Source organism: Flavobacterium denitrificans DSM 15936, from assembly GCF_000425445.1.
GTDB lineage: Bacteria > Bacteroidota > Bacteroidia > Flavobacteriales > Flavobacteriaceae > Flavobacterium > Flavobacterium denitrificans.
This window is the reverse complement of record NZ_KE384378.1, coordinates 428,589-445,471: the sequence shown is the minus strand read 5'-3', so window position 1 is coordinate 445,471 and position 16,883 is coordinate 428,589. Positions and strand designations below refer to the sequence as shown.

14 protein-coding genes are annotated in these 16,883 nt (G+C 32.8%); 5 read left to right on the top strand and 9 right to left on the bottom strand.

Annotated features, from left to right (window positions below):
• Nucleotides 1–136 precede the first annotated feature (136 nt).
• Nucleotides 137–1,240, top strand: coding sequence for a fatty acid desaturase family protein (locus H600_RS0118380; protein WP_035108779.1), 1,104 nt, complete (start codon nt 137–139; stop codon nt 1,238–1,240).
• A 69-nt stretch (nt 1,241–1,309) separates the two neighbouring features.
• On the opposite strand, the gene H600_RS22610 is transcribed toward H600_RS0118380, so the two are convergent.
• Complete coding sequence (locus H600_RS22610; protein WP_026730168.1) at nt 1,310–1,834, bottom strand: hypothetical protein; 525 nt, start codon at nt 1,832–1,834, stop codon at nt 1,310–1,312.
• A gap of 154 nt (nt 1,835–1,988) precedes the next feature.
• On the opposite strand from H600_RS22610, the gene H600_RS0118370 reads away from it, so the two are divergent.
• A complete protein-coding gene (locus H600_RS0118370) occupies nt 1,989–2,642 on the top strand; it encodes a M15 family metallopeptidase (RefSeq protein ID WP_026730167.1) in 654 nt (217 codons plus the stop codon).
• Here H600_RS0118370 and H600_RS0118365 read toward each other — a convergent pair whose 3' ends face one another.
• From H600_RS0118365 to tsaD, 8 genes are all read right to left on the bottom strand, one after another.
• The gene (locus H600_RS0118365; protein ID WP_026730166.1) at nt 2,643–3,206 is read right to left on the bottom strand and encodes a hypothetical protein; all 564 of its coding nucleotides are present in this window, start codon (nt 3,204–3,206) and stop codon (nt 2,643–2,645) included. It lies immediately after the preceding gene.
• A gap of 3 nt (nt 3,207–3,209) precedes the next feature.
• Nucleotides 3,210–4,391: a THUMP-like domain-containing protein gene (locus tag H600_RS0118360; protein ID WP_026730165.1), complete on the bottom strand. Its 1,182-nt coding sequence runs from the start codon at nt 4,389–4,391 to the stop codon at nt 3,210–3,212.
• Between the two features lie 2 nt (nt 4,392–4,393).
• Nucleotides 4,394–5,485 carry an AI-2E family transporter gene (locus H600_RS0118355; protein WP_026730164.1) on the bottom strand — a complete coding sequence of 364 codons (1,092 nt, stop codon included), beginning with the start codon at nt 5,483–5,485 and terminating at the stop codon, nt 4,394–4,396.
• A gap of 101 nt (nt 5,486–5,586) precedes the next feature.
• Nucleotides 5,587–6,546, bottom strand: a complete 960-nt coding sequence (locus H600_RS0118350) for a zinc metalloprotease (RefSeq protein ID WP_026730163.1) — start codon at nt 6,544–6,546, stop codon at nt 5,587–5,589.
• 158 nt (nt 6,547–6,704) lie between these two features.
• A complete protein-coding gene (locus tag H600_RS0118345) occupies nt 6,705–7,199 on the bottom strand; it encodes a TrmH family RNA methyltransferase (protein ID WP_026730162.1) in 495 nt (164 codons plus the stop codon).
• 10 nt (nt 7,200–7,209) lie between these two features.
• A complete protein-coding gene (locus H600_RS0118340; protein ID WP_026730161.1) occupies nt 7,210–7,848 on the bottom strand; it encodes a DUF4159 domain-containing protein in 639 nt (212 codons plus the stop codon).
• A 143-nt stretch (nt 7,849–7,991) separates the two neighbouring features.
• Complete coding sequence (locus tag H600_RS0118335) at nt 7,992–8,705, bottom strand: 16S rRNA (uracil(1498)-N(3))-methyltransferase (RefSeq protein WP_026730160.1); 714 nt, start codon at nt 8,703–8,705, stop codon at nt 7,992–7,994.
• A 3-nt stretch (nt 8,706–8,708) separates the two neighbouring features.
• Complete coding sequence (gene tsaD / locus H600_RS0118330; protein ID WP_026730159.1) at nt 8,709–9,731, bottom strand: tRNA (adenosine(37)-N6)-threonylcarbamoyltransferase complex transferase subunit TsaD; 1,023 nt, start codon at nt 9,729–9,731, stop codon at nt 8,709–8,711.
• A gap of 173 nt (nt 9,732–9,904) precedes the next feature.
• On the opposite strand from tsaD, the gene H600_RS0118320 reads away from it, so the two are divergent.
• The 3 genes from H600_RS0118320 to gap all read left to right on the top strand — a co-directional run bounded on the left by H600_RS0118320 (nt 9,905) and on the right by gap (nt 16,811).
• Nucleotides 9,905–14,431: a translocation/assembly module TamB domain-containing protein gene (locus H600_RS0118320; RefSeq protein ID WP_245176600.1), complete on the top strand. Its 4,527-nt coding sequence runs from the start codon at nt 9,905–9,907 to the stop codon at nt 14,429–14,431.
• A 297-nt stretch (nt 14,432–14,728) separates the two neighbouring features.
• Nucleotides 14,729–15,715: a 6-phosphofructokinase gene (pfkA, locus tag H600_RS0118315; RefSeq protein WP_026730157.1), complete on the top strand. Its 987-nt coding sequence runs from the start codon at nt 14,729–14,731 to the stop codon at nt 15,713–15,715.
• Between the two features lie 91 nt (nt 15,716–15,806).
• Nucleotides 15,807–16,811 carry a type I glyceraldehyde-3-phosphate dehydrogenase gene (gene gap, locus H600_RS0118310; protein WP_026730156.1) on the top strand — a complete coding sequence of 335 codons (1,005 nt, stop codon included), beginning with the start codon at nt 15,807–15,809 and terminating at the stop codon, nt 16,809–16,811.
• Nucleotides 16,812–16,883 lie beyond the last annotated feature (72 nt).

Sequence of the window (16,883 nt, the reverse complement as noted above, 5' to 3'; positions counted from 1 at the left end):
AACAAATCGGACTTTTAGTATACTTTTTTAAGGAATTGATTTTTCTTACTTTTTTTGAATTGTAAAGGTTTGTTTTAATGTCTTTTAACTTTTTTTTATTAAATTTGGTATGACAATTTCAGCAAAATTTAATTCTATGGAAAAATTAAAACGCCCAGTTTACGTTAAAGCGGGCAATGATGATTTTTTTAAAAAGTTACGTACTGAAGTGAACGAAACTGTTTTGCAAAATTCATCATTGTATATACTAAACATTATCAAGTCTCTCGGACTTGTATTTCTCTTTTTTTTATTTTATGCCTGTATTTTGCTGTTCGGAAACAGTACTCCATTGTTATTCCTATTTTATATCTTGTGCGGTTTTACCATGATCGTACTTTTTATAAATGCATTTCATGATGCTGCTCACGGAGCATTGTTCAAAAAACAAAAATACAATGAGTATTTTATGTATGTTTTGGAGCTTTTTGGAAGCAATCATTGGCTTTGGACTCGTCGTCACATTAATCTTCATCATGCTTACCCAAATGTTCCAGATTGGGACGTAGATATCAAACAAAGTGATATAATCAGAATTTTTCCCAATAGTCCGCTGTTTAACTATCATAAATATCAGCATATTTATATGTGGTTTATTTATCCATTGTACAGTTTGAACTGGATTTATATTCGTGATTTTAAAGACTTCTTTGGAACAAAAAATAATTATGTGAAAAAAGTAGTTGAAAAAATCCCAACGCGTGAAATTTATAGATTATTCGCGGCCAAAATTTTAAATATAGGATATATGGTTGTAATTCCAATGTTGTTTTTAAATCAGCCTTGGCATATCGTTTTTTGGGCTTGGATTGCAATGCATTTATGTGGAAGTGCTTTAGGGGTTGTTGCTCTTGTTTCTACGCATGTTGACGAAGATGCACATTTTCCACAAACTGATGAAAACGGAAATCTTTCTGCAACTTGGGCAGCGCATCAAATGATCGTAACCAAAGATTTCAGTACAAACAGCAAATTGGCAAACTTTTTATACGGAGGTTTTACGCATCACGTAGCACATCATTTGTTTCCTGGCGTTGCACATACTTACTATCCATATATTACGCCAATTATTATGCGTTATGCCGAAGAATATGATTTGCCGTATACGTCATATCCATTTTATCACGCAATTCGTTCTCATTTTAGAATGTTGAGAGATAAAGGTATTCAAGAGAATATTTTGATGACAGGAGAAATTTAAAGTGATCAGTCGCAGTTTTCAGTCGCAGCAAAAATGGCTGTAAACTGTAAACTGCGACTGAATATTGAATTATTCCTCTTTAATATCCGCATTGCTTTTCTTGGTATTTAAATCTTTTAGAAAAGCATCTTTGATTTCGATATCAAAATTATCTTCTTTAAAAATCGTCATTTTTGATTTTGCGAATTTGTACACATTGATCTTATTGTTTTTTACATCTATAAAAAGATCATAAGAATAGGAATTGCAATCATGCTGTTTGCATCCCCAAGCATGTACTATATTTTCTTGTTTTTCAAAAGGAGTCTCTGTATTCCAGTTTTTTACCATTTCATCATAATCGGTTCCTAGTAATGTTTTTAGTCTTGTGGCAAGAGCGCTTTTGGTTAAAAATTGAGTTCCAATTACACTTTTGTCTACTAAAGCATATAGCGAATCTGTTGGATTCAAAACCGTACTATCAGTTTTTAAGGCTTCAGTTCTTATAGAAGTCGAATCGGTAGTTGGGACACTTTTTATGTTTTCTTTTTTACAGGATACAATTGCAAAACAAGTCAGTGCAACTATAAAAAAGTATTCAGGTTTTTTGCTCATAGTATATCTTTTTTAAATTAACTAATTGATTTGTAAAGTCTTGTTTAGCTAATTTAATAAAAAAACATCAATTTTTTATTTAAAAAAGAAAAACCAATTCCGATTTGAAAGTTTTGAAATATTGTTTAATTTCATTTTTTTAATCTCATATGCTATGTCGCAACTTGTAAAAATCTTGTTTTTTTCTGTTTTTCTTTTTTGGAATATTTCTTCAAATGCCCAAAATGAAATTTATGAAAGTCCTGTAAAACAAGAAATTCCGGATACTACTTTTGTTAATTTGAAAGATTTCAGCAAAGATTTTATTTACGATATGAAGTACGCCACAGAAGATAATTTTCTAAAAGCAAAAGTTTATGATTGTGCTGAATGCGTTTTAAGATTGAAAACAGTAAAAGCGTTAATTGCGGCAAATAATGATTTTAAGAAGAAAGGTTTTAAAATCAAACTTTATGATTGTTACAGGCCTTTGTCAATTCAAAAAAGAATGTGGACAATAGTCTCAAACCCAAAGTATGTGGCTGATCCAAAAAAAGGCTCCATCCATAATAGAGGAGGAGCCGTTGATATTTCAATAGTTGACGCCAATGGAAAAGAAGTCGATATGGGAACTCCTTTTGATTTTTTTGGAATCGAAGCCAGTCATGATTATCAATCACTTTCAAAAGAAGTAAAGACGAATAGAAAGTTTCTGAAAAAAATTATGATCAAAAATGGCTTCAATTCATTCGATTCAGAATGGTGGCATTATAATTTAAAAGCAGGTTTAAAAGATAAGGTTTCTGATCAAAATTGGAAATGTGAATAGTTATTCAACGCATCGAATGTTTTGAATAAAATAAGTATCTGGATTATAGATTTTTCCGTTCATTTCTGATGTTATTTCACTTTTTACGATATAGTCTTCTGTATCAGTTAAGTATTTAATTCGCATCATCGTGATAGGTGATTTTTTCAGTTCTTCATAGTTGTCTTTTACAAACATGAAAATTCCTGTATTTACACGGTTATCAAAGCCGCTATCGCGAATAAGTGTACCGCAGTTTTCCTGATTGATATGCATTAATGTCACCACTTTTCCATTCTGAAGCTGTAAAAATACACGAGAGTTTTTGTCAAAGCAGTTTGCCTTAATAAAATCTTTGCTTTTTTGAATAAGCTGTAAATTAAGTGTTGGCAACCCGTCAGTTTGTGCTAATGAAAAGAAAACATAACTTGAGTTTCCTCCAAAGTTTTTTTCACTGATAAGGTATTCGTTTGTTATTTTATACGAGCCAATTGAGTCATTGACATTTACACTATATTCGCATGGTTTTTGTGCAAATGCAGTCAAGGTTAATAAAAAAAGTGTTAGTGTAATTAGTTGTTTCATTGCTTAGATTATTTTGGTGCAAATTAAAACTATTTTGTTATCTTTTACATCAGTTGTAAAAAAACAATACAAATTACCTCCATTTTTTATTTTCCATTTTTTTCGAATGTTCTCCACTGTTTCAGGAAAATTTCGAGTTGTAATGTTTGCCTGCTGATTTGCAAGTTCTGTTTTTATCTCATTTTTATTGTACGGAATCACTTTTTCTATCTTAAAAGTTCTGCCCGGAAAATCAATTAATTCTTCAGAAGTATATAAATGTGAATGTTTATGAAGTTTGTCTATTTTGAAAAACGTGCTGACTTCATCAAATCCGCCTGATTTCATTACGGCTGAATTTGGTTCAAATAAAAATTTTTGAGGCAATTGGTATGATGCAAATTCACTTTCATTGCCTAGAACAAACTCAAAAGTCTCTGTTTTTTCTTTTAAGATATTGGCAGTTTTAATTGTAATGTCGCCCTTGTAATTTTTATGAATTTCAAAAAGTAATTCTTTTACTTCGTTTTCAAGTGCGATGATGTGAATGTTTTTGACAAATTTCAATTCAGATAAACCTGCTGAAATATCTAATAAAGGAGCCGTCTTTATTAAGATACAATCTGTTTTTTCAAAATAAAAATCCAATGATTCTGAAACATTTGGTAAACAGTCTTTCAGCATAAAAACTTTGCCTTTGGCGTCATTTCTTCGGGAAGGATCAATGTAAATCCAATCCCATTTTTGGTCATATTCTTTTAAAATATTGGCTGAATCATCTGCGTAGCAAGAACAATTTTTTACGTTTAATTGTTCTAGATTGTGTTTTACAATTGCTGATAAATCGGTATTAATTTCACAATGCGTTACAGATTCAAATTTTTGTGAAAAATAATAATCATCAACGCCAAAACCGCCAGTCAAATCAATTAAGGTTTTGCCCGAAATTAAAGAAGCTTTATAAGCCGCTGTTTTTTCAGAAGAAGTCTGCTCAACTGAAATTTTGCTCGGATAAATAATGTTTTCGGTTTTAAACCAAGTCGGCAGTTTTTCTTTAGCTTTTGTTTTGGCTTCGATTTGGTTTAAAATCAAAATCCAGTCGGCTTCAGGAAAAGGATTTTTTTGAAGCGCCAGTTTTGAAATCGGAGCACCAACATTTTGAGATATATAATCTTGAATGTTTTGGTGCAAAATTATTGTGTTCAAAGCTAAATTCTTTCGGTTAATACGGAGACGATTTTGTTGTCTGGAAAAAACTCTTTTAAAATGACTTTCAGCATGGTATAAACGGGAATTGCGATTATCATTCCAACGATTCCAAATGTAATTCCGCTAATCAAAGTAATCAGAAATATTTCCAGAGGATGCGAATTTACGCTTTTTGACGAAATTATAGGCTGGCTGATGTTATTATCAATGGCCTGAACCAGCAAGAATCCGATTACGACATAAATGGTTGTAGGCAGAATTTCTGATTGAAAATCTTTTCCAATCAAGCTAATCATCGTTAATAGCGCTGCTAAAATTGTTCCGATAATAGGTCCGATGTAGGGGATGATATTGAGGATTGCGCATAAAAATGCAATTACAAAAGCATTTTTGTTTCCAAAAATAATCAGAACGATAAGATACAAAATAAAAACAACTGTCAATTGTAGCAACAAGCCAATGAAATAGCGTGTCAGCAAATGATTTATTTTGGTTATTGAATTTATAATTTTGTCTTCGTTTGTATCTGGTAGAATTTTTCGGGCTTGAATTTTAAAAGCTTCTTGATCTTTTATAAAGAAAAAAGTAATGAAAAACACCGAAACTAATCCCATTCCCATATCAGCCATAAAACTCATGATGGAATTTATGAAACTTGTAAAATAATTAAAATCTAATACAGATGTTATTTTTGGGTCGTTTAGCATTTGATTTAAATCAACATGTTCGATGTTGAAATAGTTTTCGATGCTTTTTTCTGTTTCTATAAATTGCGTCTGCAAATGATTCGTATCTAATAAGGATAAATTATTAGCTTGTGAAATAATCAAAGGGACAAACAAAAGAATAAAGCCAACCATTAACAAGATGAAAATAATTATTGTCGTGGTTGCTGCCAATGAATTGCTAAACTTTAATTTGCTTCTTAAAAATTGTACTAAAGGATTTGCTATCAAACATAATATTAAAGAAATACAGAGATAGACAATTACGGTTTGTATTTCATATAAAAAGTACAATACAGCACTAACTGCAAGTATGGTTGCCAAAGCTCTTAAAATCCCGTTAGAAATGATTTTTGATGTTATCATATTTAAGTTTTAGACTATAAATATAGGAAAAAGCTTTTAAAATTTAGGGGCAAAAAAAAGCGAGATGGTTAGATCTCGCTCTTAAATTGTCTTTTAGATTTTTATTGGGCAAAGGCTGCTCTTGGTCCTCCAGCAGCAAAAATCGCCATCATTCTGCTTTTTTGACCTGTAGAGAACATATACATTGCATTATCATCAACATAATCCATGTAGTTCATGGTCATTTCAACTGGAGTTCCAGTGCAAGTACTATAATGAGGATATGCTGGTACACCGTAGTTTGCAGTGTTGTGTGTTGGAGTATCAGATACTAAATCGCTTCCGCAAGTTGCATCTCCCCAAATGTGACGTAAATTCATCCAATGTCCTACTTCGTGAGTAGCAGTTCTTCCTAAATTGAAAGGAGCATTTGCAGCACCAGACAATCCGAAGTAACGAGAATCGATAACAACTCCGTCAGTTGCTGATGATCCTCCTGGAAATTGCGCATAACCTAAAATGCCGCCGCCAATAGCGCAAGACCATAAGTTAAGTTTTGTAGTAGGAGATGTTGGTGCAATACCGCCTTGAGCTGTTTTTTTCATAGCATCATTTGTTCCCCAAGATGTTTTGTTCGTTGATTTACGAATAACTTGATCTAATACAAATGTAATTCCGATGTTGGCTTTAACTCCTGCAAATAACGTTGGAACGCTGTTGTAATCTGAATTTAGAGCATTGAAATCTTTGTTTAAAACATCAATTTGTGATTGAATTTGCGCATTCGAAATGTTTTGTGCAGTTGTTTTGTATAAAACGTTTACAACAACAGGAATTTCAATTTTACCATTTACTAAACGGCCTGAAAAACCTTTAAGTAATTGTTGGTTTGTAAAGGCTTCAATTTCATTCATTCTGATGGCCTGCATCGGATCAGCTTTTAATTGCGCTTCTAAAACATCTTGCGAGGCACATGAACGAAGCGTTGCCACTTTTGCTTCTGAACCAGCCGATTCATTTTGGTCATTTTGACAAGAAAACAGCATTAAAGCTGCAACTGCAGTAATAAAAATTTTTTTCATAATAATTTGGGTTTTTGTTATAAAAAAATAAATTTGGTTATTTATAACGCAATTTTATAACAAAAAGAGTTTTTAGCCAAATTTTTATAACAATTTATTTGTCAGAATTTTACAACATCCCGTACAGCTTGGTTCTTACAAAAAATGCCAAATATTTATTAAGAAGTAAATTCGTACAAAGCTATGCTTGCAGCTTGTACAACATTCATACTGCTGTTTTTTCCAAACATATTAATGTGGACAATTTGATGCGAAATTTTTAGAAGTTCATCTGAAATTCCGTTTATTTCACTTCCAATTATAAGTGCAATTTTTTGATTTTCAGGAATAACGACTTCTTTAAGTGGTTTGCTGTTACTGGCAATTTCTAATGCTATAATCTCAAAATTGTTTTCCAGCAAATAATTTTTAGCAACAGAAATTTCTTCAATTATACTATGCGACACATGAAGATGTGTACTGCGTGAGGTTTTGTTGATTTTACGAGGCGTCAGCGGAATATCTTTTCCGACAAAAATTATATTTTCAACTCCAAAAGCTTCACTAATTCTGAAAAGCGAACCAATATTCTGCTGAAAATAAATATGATCACAGACTAATGTTATTGGAAATGTCTTTCTTTCAAATTGATTTTCTTCGTGAGTAAGCTGCACTTTGGTGGAATTAATTGGTAAAAATATAATTGATGATGTTGGCACCCATTTTTAAGGCTTTATCGCGGACATTGGCTGGATCATTATGAACTTCAGGATCTTCCCAGCCGTCGCCTAAGTCACATTCGTAGGTATAAAGCAAGACCAATTTGTTTTCAACAAAAATGCCGAAAGCTTGCGGGCGAGTGCCATCGTGTTCATGAATTTTGGGTAATCCGCCAGGGAAAGAAAAAGGTTTCTGAAAAATAGGATGATTTGCAGGAATTTCGATTAAATCATTATTGGGAAAAATTTTTTTTATTTCTTTTCGAATATATTGATCCATTCCATAATTGTCATCAATATGTAGAAAACCGCCAGAAGTAAGATAATTTCTCAAATTAGTTACATCTGAATCGCTGAAAACCACATTTCCGTGTCCCGTCATATGTACAAAAGGATAGGAAAGAAGATCGGGATTGCTAGGTTCGACCGTTGAAGGTTTTGCTTTGATGCGCGTATTGATGTTTGAATTGCAAAAACGAATCAAGTTTGGCAATGAAGTAGGATTGGCATACCAATCGCCTCCACCGCTGTATTTTAACAAAGCAATTTCTTGTGAAAAAGAAGAGATTGAAATCAATAAAAACAACAAGAATATTTTTTTCATAATTATATGTTTTGTCATTTCGGCGAAGGAGAAATCACACTAGAAATTCCTCAAGCTATATCGCCAATCTTTGTAGAGCTATGTTTGTGACCTCTCCTTCAACGAGATGACAAACGTAGCGTTAATTAATCAAACAGAGATTTTTAATTTGAACTTTCATTAAAAAACACAACACTATGGCAAGCTACAACTGCGGCAGTTTCTGTACGCAAACGTGTATTTCCTAATGTAACTGGCTTGTAATTATTTTCGATTGCCAATGCAATTTCTTTTTCAGAAAAATCACCTTCTGGACCAATTAATAAGGTTACATTTTCATTTGGTTTCAAGCTTTCTTTCAACGATTTTTTATCGGTTTCTTCGCAATGCGCAATGAATTGCAGGCCTGTATTTTTTTGTTTGATAAACTCCTTAAACGAAATTGCAGGGTTTAATTTTGGCAAAAATGTTTCGTTTGATTGTTTCATTGCTGAAAGAATGATTTTTTCAAAACGGTCTGCGTTAATTGCTTTTCTTTCAGAACGATCGCAAAAAACAGGCGTAATTTCTTGAATGCCAATTTCAGTAGCTTTTTCTAAAAACCATTCAAAACGATCGTTCATTTTGGTTGGCGCAACGGCTAAATGCAGGCAGAATTTTGGCTCAGGCGATTTTTGAATCGAAAGTACATCGACAATACATTTATTGTCTGAAGCCAACGTAATTTCGGTTTCAAATAATAATCCGTTGCCATTGGTAACGTGCAGAATGTCGGAGTCTTTCTTACGCAAAACTTTTATGATATGACGGCTTTCTTCTTTGTCAAAAGAAAAAGATTCGGTTGTTTCGTCTATATCTGGATTATAAAATAACTGCATGATTTAAAATTGAATTCGCGCTTTAGAAACTACAGATGCATCTTCAAAACGATTTGACAAATATTTTTGATAGCCTACAATTCCGATCATTGCGGCATTATCGGTAGTATATTCAAATTTCGGAATAAAAGTTTTCCAACCATATCTGCTTTCGCTTTCTTTCAAAGTTGTTCTGATTCCAGAATTTGCAGAAACTCCTCCGCCAATTGCGATTTGTTTAATTCCGGTTTCTTTTACTGCTAATTTCAATTTGTCCATCAAAATTTCAATAATCGTATGCTGAATCGAAGCGCAAATGTCATTAAGGTTTTCTTCAATGAAATTTGGATTCTCTAATTTGTTCTTCTGTATAAAATATAAAATCGCTGTTTTTAGTCCAGAGAAACTAAAATCTAATCCCGGAACTTTTGGTTTTGTAAACGGAAAAGCTTTTGGATTTCCTTCTTTAGCATATTTATCGATCAAAGGCCCACCCGGATAAGGTAGTCCAAGTATTTTGGCGCTTTTGTCAAAAGCTTCTCCTACAGCATCATCAGTAGTTTCGCCAATAATCTCCATATCAAAAAAGCTGTTTACTTTCACGATTTGCGTATGTCCACCACTAATGGTCAAGGCCAAAAATGGAAATTCAGGTTTATCGAAGCCTTCTTCATCAATAAAATGTGCTAAAATATGCGCATGCATATGATTTACAGCAATAAGCGGAATTTTTAGAGCCAATGACAATGATTTGCTGAAGGAGCCTCCAACAAGCAAAGAGCCCATTAATCCTGGACCTTGCGTAAAAGCAATGGCGCTTAGTTGTTCTTTTCGTATATTTGCTTTGCGAAGCGCAGCATCAATTACCGGAACAATATTTTGTTGATGCGCTCTTGAAGCCAGTTCTGGGACTACACCGCCATATTGGTTGTGAATTAACTGGTTGGCAACAACATTTGAGAGTACTTTATCGTTATGTAGAACTGCCGCTGCAGTATCATCGCAAGAACTTTCAATGGCAAGAATAAAAACCTCTGAATTTTGCATATAAAGGCACAAATTTTGAATTATATTTGACGAATCAAATTTTTGAATTTCTTTGATTATAAGAAGAAGCCAAAATTAAAGAATTTTTATCAAAAACAGCCGTTCTTTGTCTGTTCAAAATAAATTAAAAGAAAACTAAAATTAATACAGCTATCAAAAGAGTAAAGAAAATAGTGTCCAGAACCCTAATTGGGTTGATTTTACTTTTGCTTGTAGTTGCTATCACGCTGTCTTTGCCTGTCGTACAAACAAAAATTGCGAGATACGCTACAGATTCTTTACGAGAAGATTTTAATGCGAATATTACGGTAGGTAAGGTAGCAATCAATATTTTTGGAGGTGTAAAACTGAAGGATGTTTTAATTCTGGATCATCATAAAAAAGTGATGATTGCTTCAGAAATCATTACAACTGATATTTTAAGCTTTAAAAGATTGATGGATGGCGATTTGATTTTTGGAGATCTTCGTTTGACGGGATTGATTTTTAATTTGAAAACCTACAAAAACGAAGACGAAAACAATATTAATAAGTTTGTCAAGCTTTTTGAAACTGGAAAACCTTCAAAATCAAAAAAGCACTTTTTGCTTACTGCTCGTAACGCTTACATTTCAAAAGGATTTTTTTCTGTTATTGATGAAAACAAAAACACGCCAAAATTCCTTGAATTCACAAAGTTGAATGCTTATATAAGTGATTTTAAATTATACGGGCCTGATGTAAACACAAACATCCACAGATTTTCATTCCAGGATCATCGTGGTCTGTATGTCTCTAATTTCGCAGGAAAATTTAGCTATACCAAAAAACAGATTAAAGTTGAAAATTTGGCCATAAAAACCAAAAGATCGTCAATTTATGGTTATGCTATTTTGAATTATAAAGTAGAAGATTTTCTTCATTTTACCGATAGAGTGAAATTTGATGTTGCTATTGATTCAGCTTCGATTGCTTCAAATGATATTCGTTATTTCTATGACGGATTGGGCAAAAATCAGCATTTTAAAATCCGTACTAAATTAAATGGTCCGTTAAATAACTTGAACCTGCGCCGATTGCGATTGAGTGATACTAACGGTTCGGGAATTATTGGTACTATCAATTTCAAAAATCTTTTAGGCGATAAAACGCAGAAGTTTTCAATGGATGGGAAATTCGACAAATTGATTTCAAGCTATGATAATTTAGTTGTTTTATTGCCGAATGTACTTGGAAAGAAACTTCCAAAAGAACTTCAAAAAATCGGAAAATTCAATATTGTAGGTAAAGCAAAAGTCACAACGACAGATTTGGAAGCTAAGTTTAAAATGGTGACGGATTTAGGAAATGGCGAAGCTGATATTCATCTGAATAATATGGACTTTATTGATAAAGCATCTTATTCAGGAAATATAATCTTGGATGATTTCAATGTTGGTGTGCTTTTAGGCAGGAAAGATATTGGCAAAACAACATTAGATGTCGATGTAGACGGAGTAGGTTTTACAGAGAAATATTTGAATACAATTATAAAAGGTGATATTGCAAGATTAGATTATAATAAATACACCTATAATAATATAACTGTAAATGGTAATTTTAAACTGCCGTATTATAAAGGAGAAGTTTCTATAAATGATCCAAATTTAAGTTTGACTTTTGACGGTTTGGTCGATTTGAGCAAACGCGAGAACAGATACGACTTTCATATTAATGTAGAAAATGCCGATTTGCGCAAATTACGATTTGTATCGGATTCGATTTCTCATTTTAATGGTGATGCCGTAGTTCAAGTTTCAGGAAATTCACTTGAAAATCTTCAAGGAAATATTTTTATAAAAGACGCGGTTTATAAAAATCCTAAAAATACTTATGCTTTTGATGAAGTAACTGTTAATTCAAGTTTTGATGCCGACAGGCTTCGTACTATTACAGTAAATTCTACCGATGTTGTAAACGGAAAAATAGTTGGAAAATTTCGATTTGATCAATTGGGGAAATTGGTTATGAATTCAGTAGGAAGTTTGTATACTAATTATAAACCGTATAAAGTTAGAAAAGGCCAATTCTTGCGTTTCAATTTTCATGTATATGACAAGGTTGTGGAAATGCTTTATCCAGAAGTAAATATTGATTCATCGACAGTTGTACGTGGAAAAATTGATTCTGATTTGCAAGAATTCAAATTCAGGTTCAAATCTCAGAAAATCACTGCTAATAAAAATACCTTCGATAATATTCGAATCAATATTGACAATAAAAACACGCTGTACAATGCTTTTATAGAATTGGATAGCATAAAAACGCCTTATTATAAAATCCGTGATTTTAACTTAATCAATGTAACTTCAAAAGATACTTTGTTTGTTCGTTCAGAGTTTAAAGGAGGCGATAAGGGGCAGGATTATTTTAATCTGGATTTGTTTCATACCATTGACAAAAACAAAAACAATATCGTAGGAATTAAAAAATCTGAAATGAAATTCAAAGACTATATCTGGTATTTGAATGAAGATGCAGAAAAAGACAATCAGATTATTATTGATCAATATTTTAAAAACTTCAACTTTGATAATATTGTGTTGTCACATGAAAATCAGAAAATTGATTTGAATGGGATTATTAAGGGAAGCGATTATAAAGATCTCGTCCTCAATTTTGAAGATGTCGATATTAATAAAATAACGCCATATAATTCAAAGTTTGTTTTTAATGGAAATTTAAACGGAAGCGTAAATTATAAACAGAATAAAAATGTTTATCAGCCAACTGCATCTATTAAGATTGACCATCTTAATATGAATGAAACTGAATTAGGAACGTTGAATTTTGATATTTCTGGAGATGAAAGTTTTAGGAAATTCACAATTAATTCTTCGATTCAAAATGGTTTTACGGAATCGTTTAAAGCAAACGGAACTTTTGCAATTGAAAATAAAGAAACATTTTTGGATCTGAATTTAAAATTGGAAGGGTTTAATTTAGCAACATTAGGAACCATAGGAGGTGATGTTATTTCGAATGTGAGAGGTTCAGTTTCGGGAAACGCGGCGGTTGTCGGGAATCTTAAAAAGCCAGAAATCAATGGAAGATTATATGTTGAGAAGGCCGGAATGACAATTCCATACCTAAATACAGATTATGAATTGAGCGATAGAACTGTAATTGATTTGACAGACGAGAAATTTTTATTTAGAAATAATCAACTTACAGATACTAAATACAAAACAAAAGGATTGTTGAACGGGACTATTGAGCATCATAATTTTGGTGATTGGAAACTCGATTTGACAATAACGTCAAAAAGATTGCTGGCTCTCGATACCAAGGATAGTGAAGATGCGGCATATTTTGGAACAGCATTCATAAACGGAATAGCGAGTATTAAAGGCCCTACTGATGGATTGTTTATTAAGGTAGATGCAAAATCTGAAAAGGGAACCGAAATAAAAATACCTATAAGCAACGCCCAAAGCGTAGGCGAAAGCAGTTGGATACATTTTGTCACGCCAAAGGAAAAATACAATTTGGCTAACGGAATTGTAGAAAAAACCAGAAATTATAACGGGTTAGAGTTAGAATTTGATTTTGATATTACACCAGATGCAGAGGTAGAAGTAATTTTGGATCGAAATTCTGGTCATGGAATGAAAGGAAAAGGTTATGGAGCGCTATTATTCAAAATTAATACACTCGGTAAATTCAATATGTGGGGGGATTTCCAGGCATATGAAGGAACTTATAATTTTAAATACGGTGGTTTGATTGATAAAAAATTCGCTGTAAAAAAAGGAGGGTCTATTATTTGGGAAGGAAACCCAATGAAAGCACAGCTGAATTTAGAAGCAGTTTACAAAACATCTGCAAATCCTGCTGTACTATTGGAGAATTCTTCTTTTAATAAAAAAGTACCTGTTGAAGTTGTTATTGGGTTAAGGGGAGATTTGACGAGTCCAGATCCTAATTTTGATATTCAGTTTCCTTCGGTGAGCAGTGTTTTGAAATCGGAAATTCAATATAAACTGGATGATAAGGATGTTCGTCAGACACAGGCTTTGTATTTGCTTTCAACTGGTTCGTTCATGAGTCCTGACGGATTTAATCAAAGTGATTTGTCTGGAACATTTGCTGAAACCGCAGCAAGTTTATTGGGCGGTATAATCAAATCTGATAATGATAAGGTAAATATCGATTTGAATTTTATCTCTGCAGATAAACGAATCGGGCAAGAAGCTGATGGGCAATTTGTAGCTAATATTTCGTCGCAGATTAACGAAAAAATTTCAATCAACGGAAAAGTCGGAGTGCCAGTAGGAGGAGTAAATGAATCGGCAATTGTTGGAGATATTGAAATTCTGTACCGAGTGAATGAAGACGGTTCGATGAATCTTAGATTGTTCAATAAAGAAAATGACATTAATTATATAGGACAAGGAATTGGTTATACACAAGGTGTAGGTATCTCATATGAAGTTGATTTTGATACGTTCAGTGAATTGGTAAATAAATTATTTAAGAGTCATAAATTGGAGCGCACCATTAAAAAAGGTTCTTCTGATGATGTGCAGGATTCGTATTTAAATCCGGATTACATCAATTTTACAACTAAAAAGGATGCTGAAAAGAATAAAAAGAAATCGGAGAAAAAGGAAGAAGAAAAGAAACCACCGCCACCTGTAAACAACAATCAAGGACTAATTCCTGATAACGACGATTTTTAAGATATTGTTAAAAAAAACCATTATTTCCGTAATGGTTTTTTTTATGCTTAAATTTAGAGGTTAAAACACTTTTCTAAAAACGGAGTCTTGTCACAATTTTGTAACACTTCACTAATGTATTGTTAATTTTATGGATTTAATTAAAATAAGTGGCTTTTATTATTTTAAATGAATTTTTTGCCATTAAAAAAACTTATTAACGAAAACGTTTGAATTTAACATATTTTATTACTTTATGATAATCATAGCCTGAAAAGTGCCGAATGTTTGCTAATTTTACAACTTAATACTTAAATAATGCCAAAAACAATAAAAAAAGTTGGTGTTCTTACCTCAGGAGGAGACTCGCCAGGAATGAATGCCGCAATACGATCAGTTGTTCGTACATGCGCTTATCATAATATAGAATGCATAGGAATTTATAGAGGGTATCAAGGAATGATCGAAGGTGATTTTAAAGAAATGGGCCCTCGAAGTGTAAACAATATTGTAAATAAAGGAGGAACGATCTTGAAATCGGCTCGTTCTGTTGACTTTAGAACACCGGAAGGTAGAAAAAAAGCTCACGAAAACCTTTTGAAAGCTGGAGTTGATGCTCTAGTGGTTATCGGTGGAGACGGAAGTTTTACTGGAGGTTTAATTTTTAACTCAGAGTACGATTTTCCTGTAATAGGAATTCCAGGTACAATTGATAATGATATCTATGGAACAAGCCATACTTTAGGCTATGATACAGCTTTAAATACAGTTGTAGATTCTATAGATAAGATCAGAGATACAGCAAGCTCACACAATCGTCTGTTTTTTGTAGAGGTTATGGGTAGAGATGCTGGGCATATTGCTCTTAATGCGGGTATTGGAGCAGGTGCTGAAGAAATCCTTATTCCTGAAGAAGATTTAGGTCTAGATAGATTGTTAGACTCTCTTCAAAAAAGTAAAGCATCAGGAAAATCATCTAGTATAGTTGTTATTGCAGAAGGCGATAAAATTGGTAAAAATGTATTCGAATTGAAAGATTACGTTGAAGCTAACTTGCCTGAGTACGACGTAAGAGTTTCTGTTTTAGGACACATGCAGCGTGGTGGTTCTCCATCTTGTTTTGACCGTGTACTGGCAAGCCGTTTGGGAGTAAAAGCAGTAGAATCTTTATTAGAAGGAAAATCAAACTATATGGTTGGTCTTAAGGAAGATAAAGTAGTTTTAACACCACTTGAGCAGGCAATCAAAGGAAAATCAGAAATTGATAGAGAATTATTAAGAGTGTCAGACATTATGTCGACCTAATAATAAAAGTTTAAAAGGAAAGAAAGTTTATTGTGAGGAAATTAGACTTTTAAATTAGTGTAATAAAAACAAAAGCAAAAAATTTAGTAAAATGTCAAAAGTAAAATTAGGAATAAACGGATTTGGACGTATCGGAAGAATCGTTTTTAGAGAGTCTTTCAATAGAGATAATGTAGAGGTTGTAGCGATTAATGATTTATTAGATGTAGATCACTTGGCTTACTTATTAAAATATGATTCAGTTCACGGTCGTTTTAACGGAACTGTTGAAGTTAAAGAAGGAAAATTATATGTAAACGGAAGAAACATCCGCATTACTGCTGAGAGAAATCCAGCTGACTTAAAATGGAACGAAGTTGATGTTGATGTAGTAGCTGAATGTACTGGTATCTTCACAACTATCGAAACAGCAAGCGAACACTTAAAAGGAGGAGCTAAAAAAGTTATCATTTCTGCTCCATCTGCTGATGCTCCAATGTTTGTAATGGGAGTAAACCACGAAACAGCAAAAGCTTCTGATTTAGTTGTTTCTAACGCTTCTTGTACTACAAACTGTTTAGCTCCATTAGCTAAAGTTATCAATGATAATTTTGGAATCGTTGAAGGTTTAATGACTACTGTTCACGCAACTACTTCAACTCAAATGACTGCTGACGGACCTTCTAGAAAAGACTGGAGAGGTGGACGTGCTGCTGCAATTAATATCATTCCTTCTTCAACAGGTGCTGCAAAAGCGGTTGGAAAAGTTATTCCATCATTAAATGGAAAATTAACTGGTATGGCTTTCCGTGTTCCTACTGCTGACGTTTCTACAGTAGATTTAACTGTTAAGCTTGCTAAAGAAACTTCATACGAAGAAATTATGGCAGTTTTGAAAAAAGCTTCTGAAAACGAATTAAAAGGTATCTTAGGATATACTGAAGATGCAGTTGTTTCTCAGGATTTCATTTCTGACAAAAGAACATCTATCGTTGATGCTACTGCAGGAATTGGTTTGAATTCAACTTTCTTCAAATTGGTTTCTTGGTACGATAATGAGTATGGATACTCAAGCAAATTGATTGATTTATCTGTACATATTGCAGGTTTAAAATAATAATATATATTTTTGCAAAATCCCGTTATTTCAAAGTAACGGGATTTTCTTATTTTGTTACGTCTTTAATTA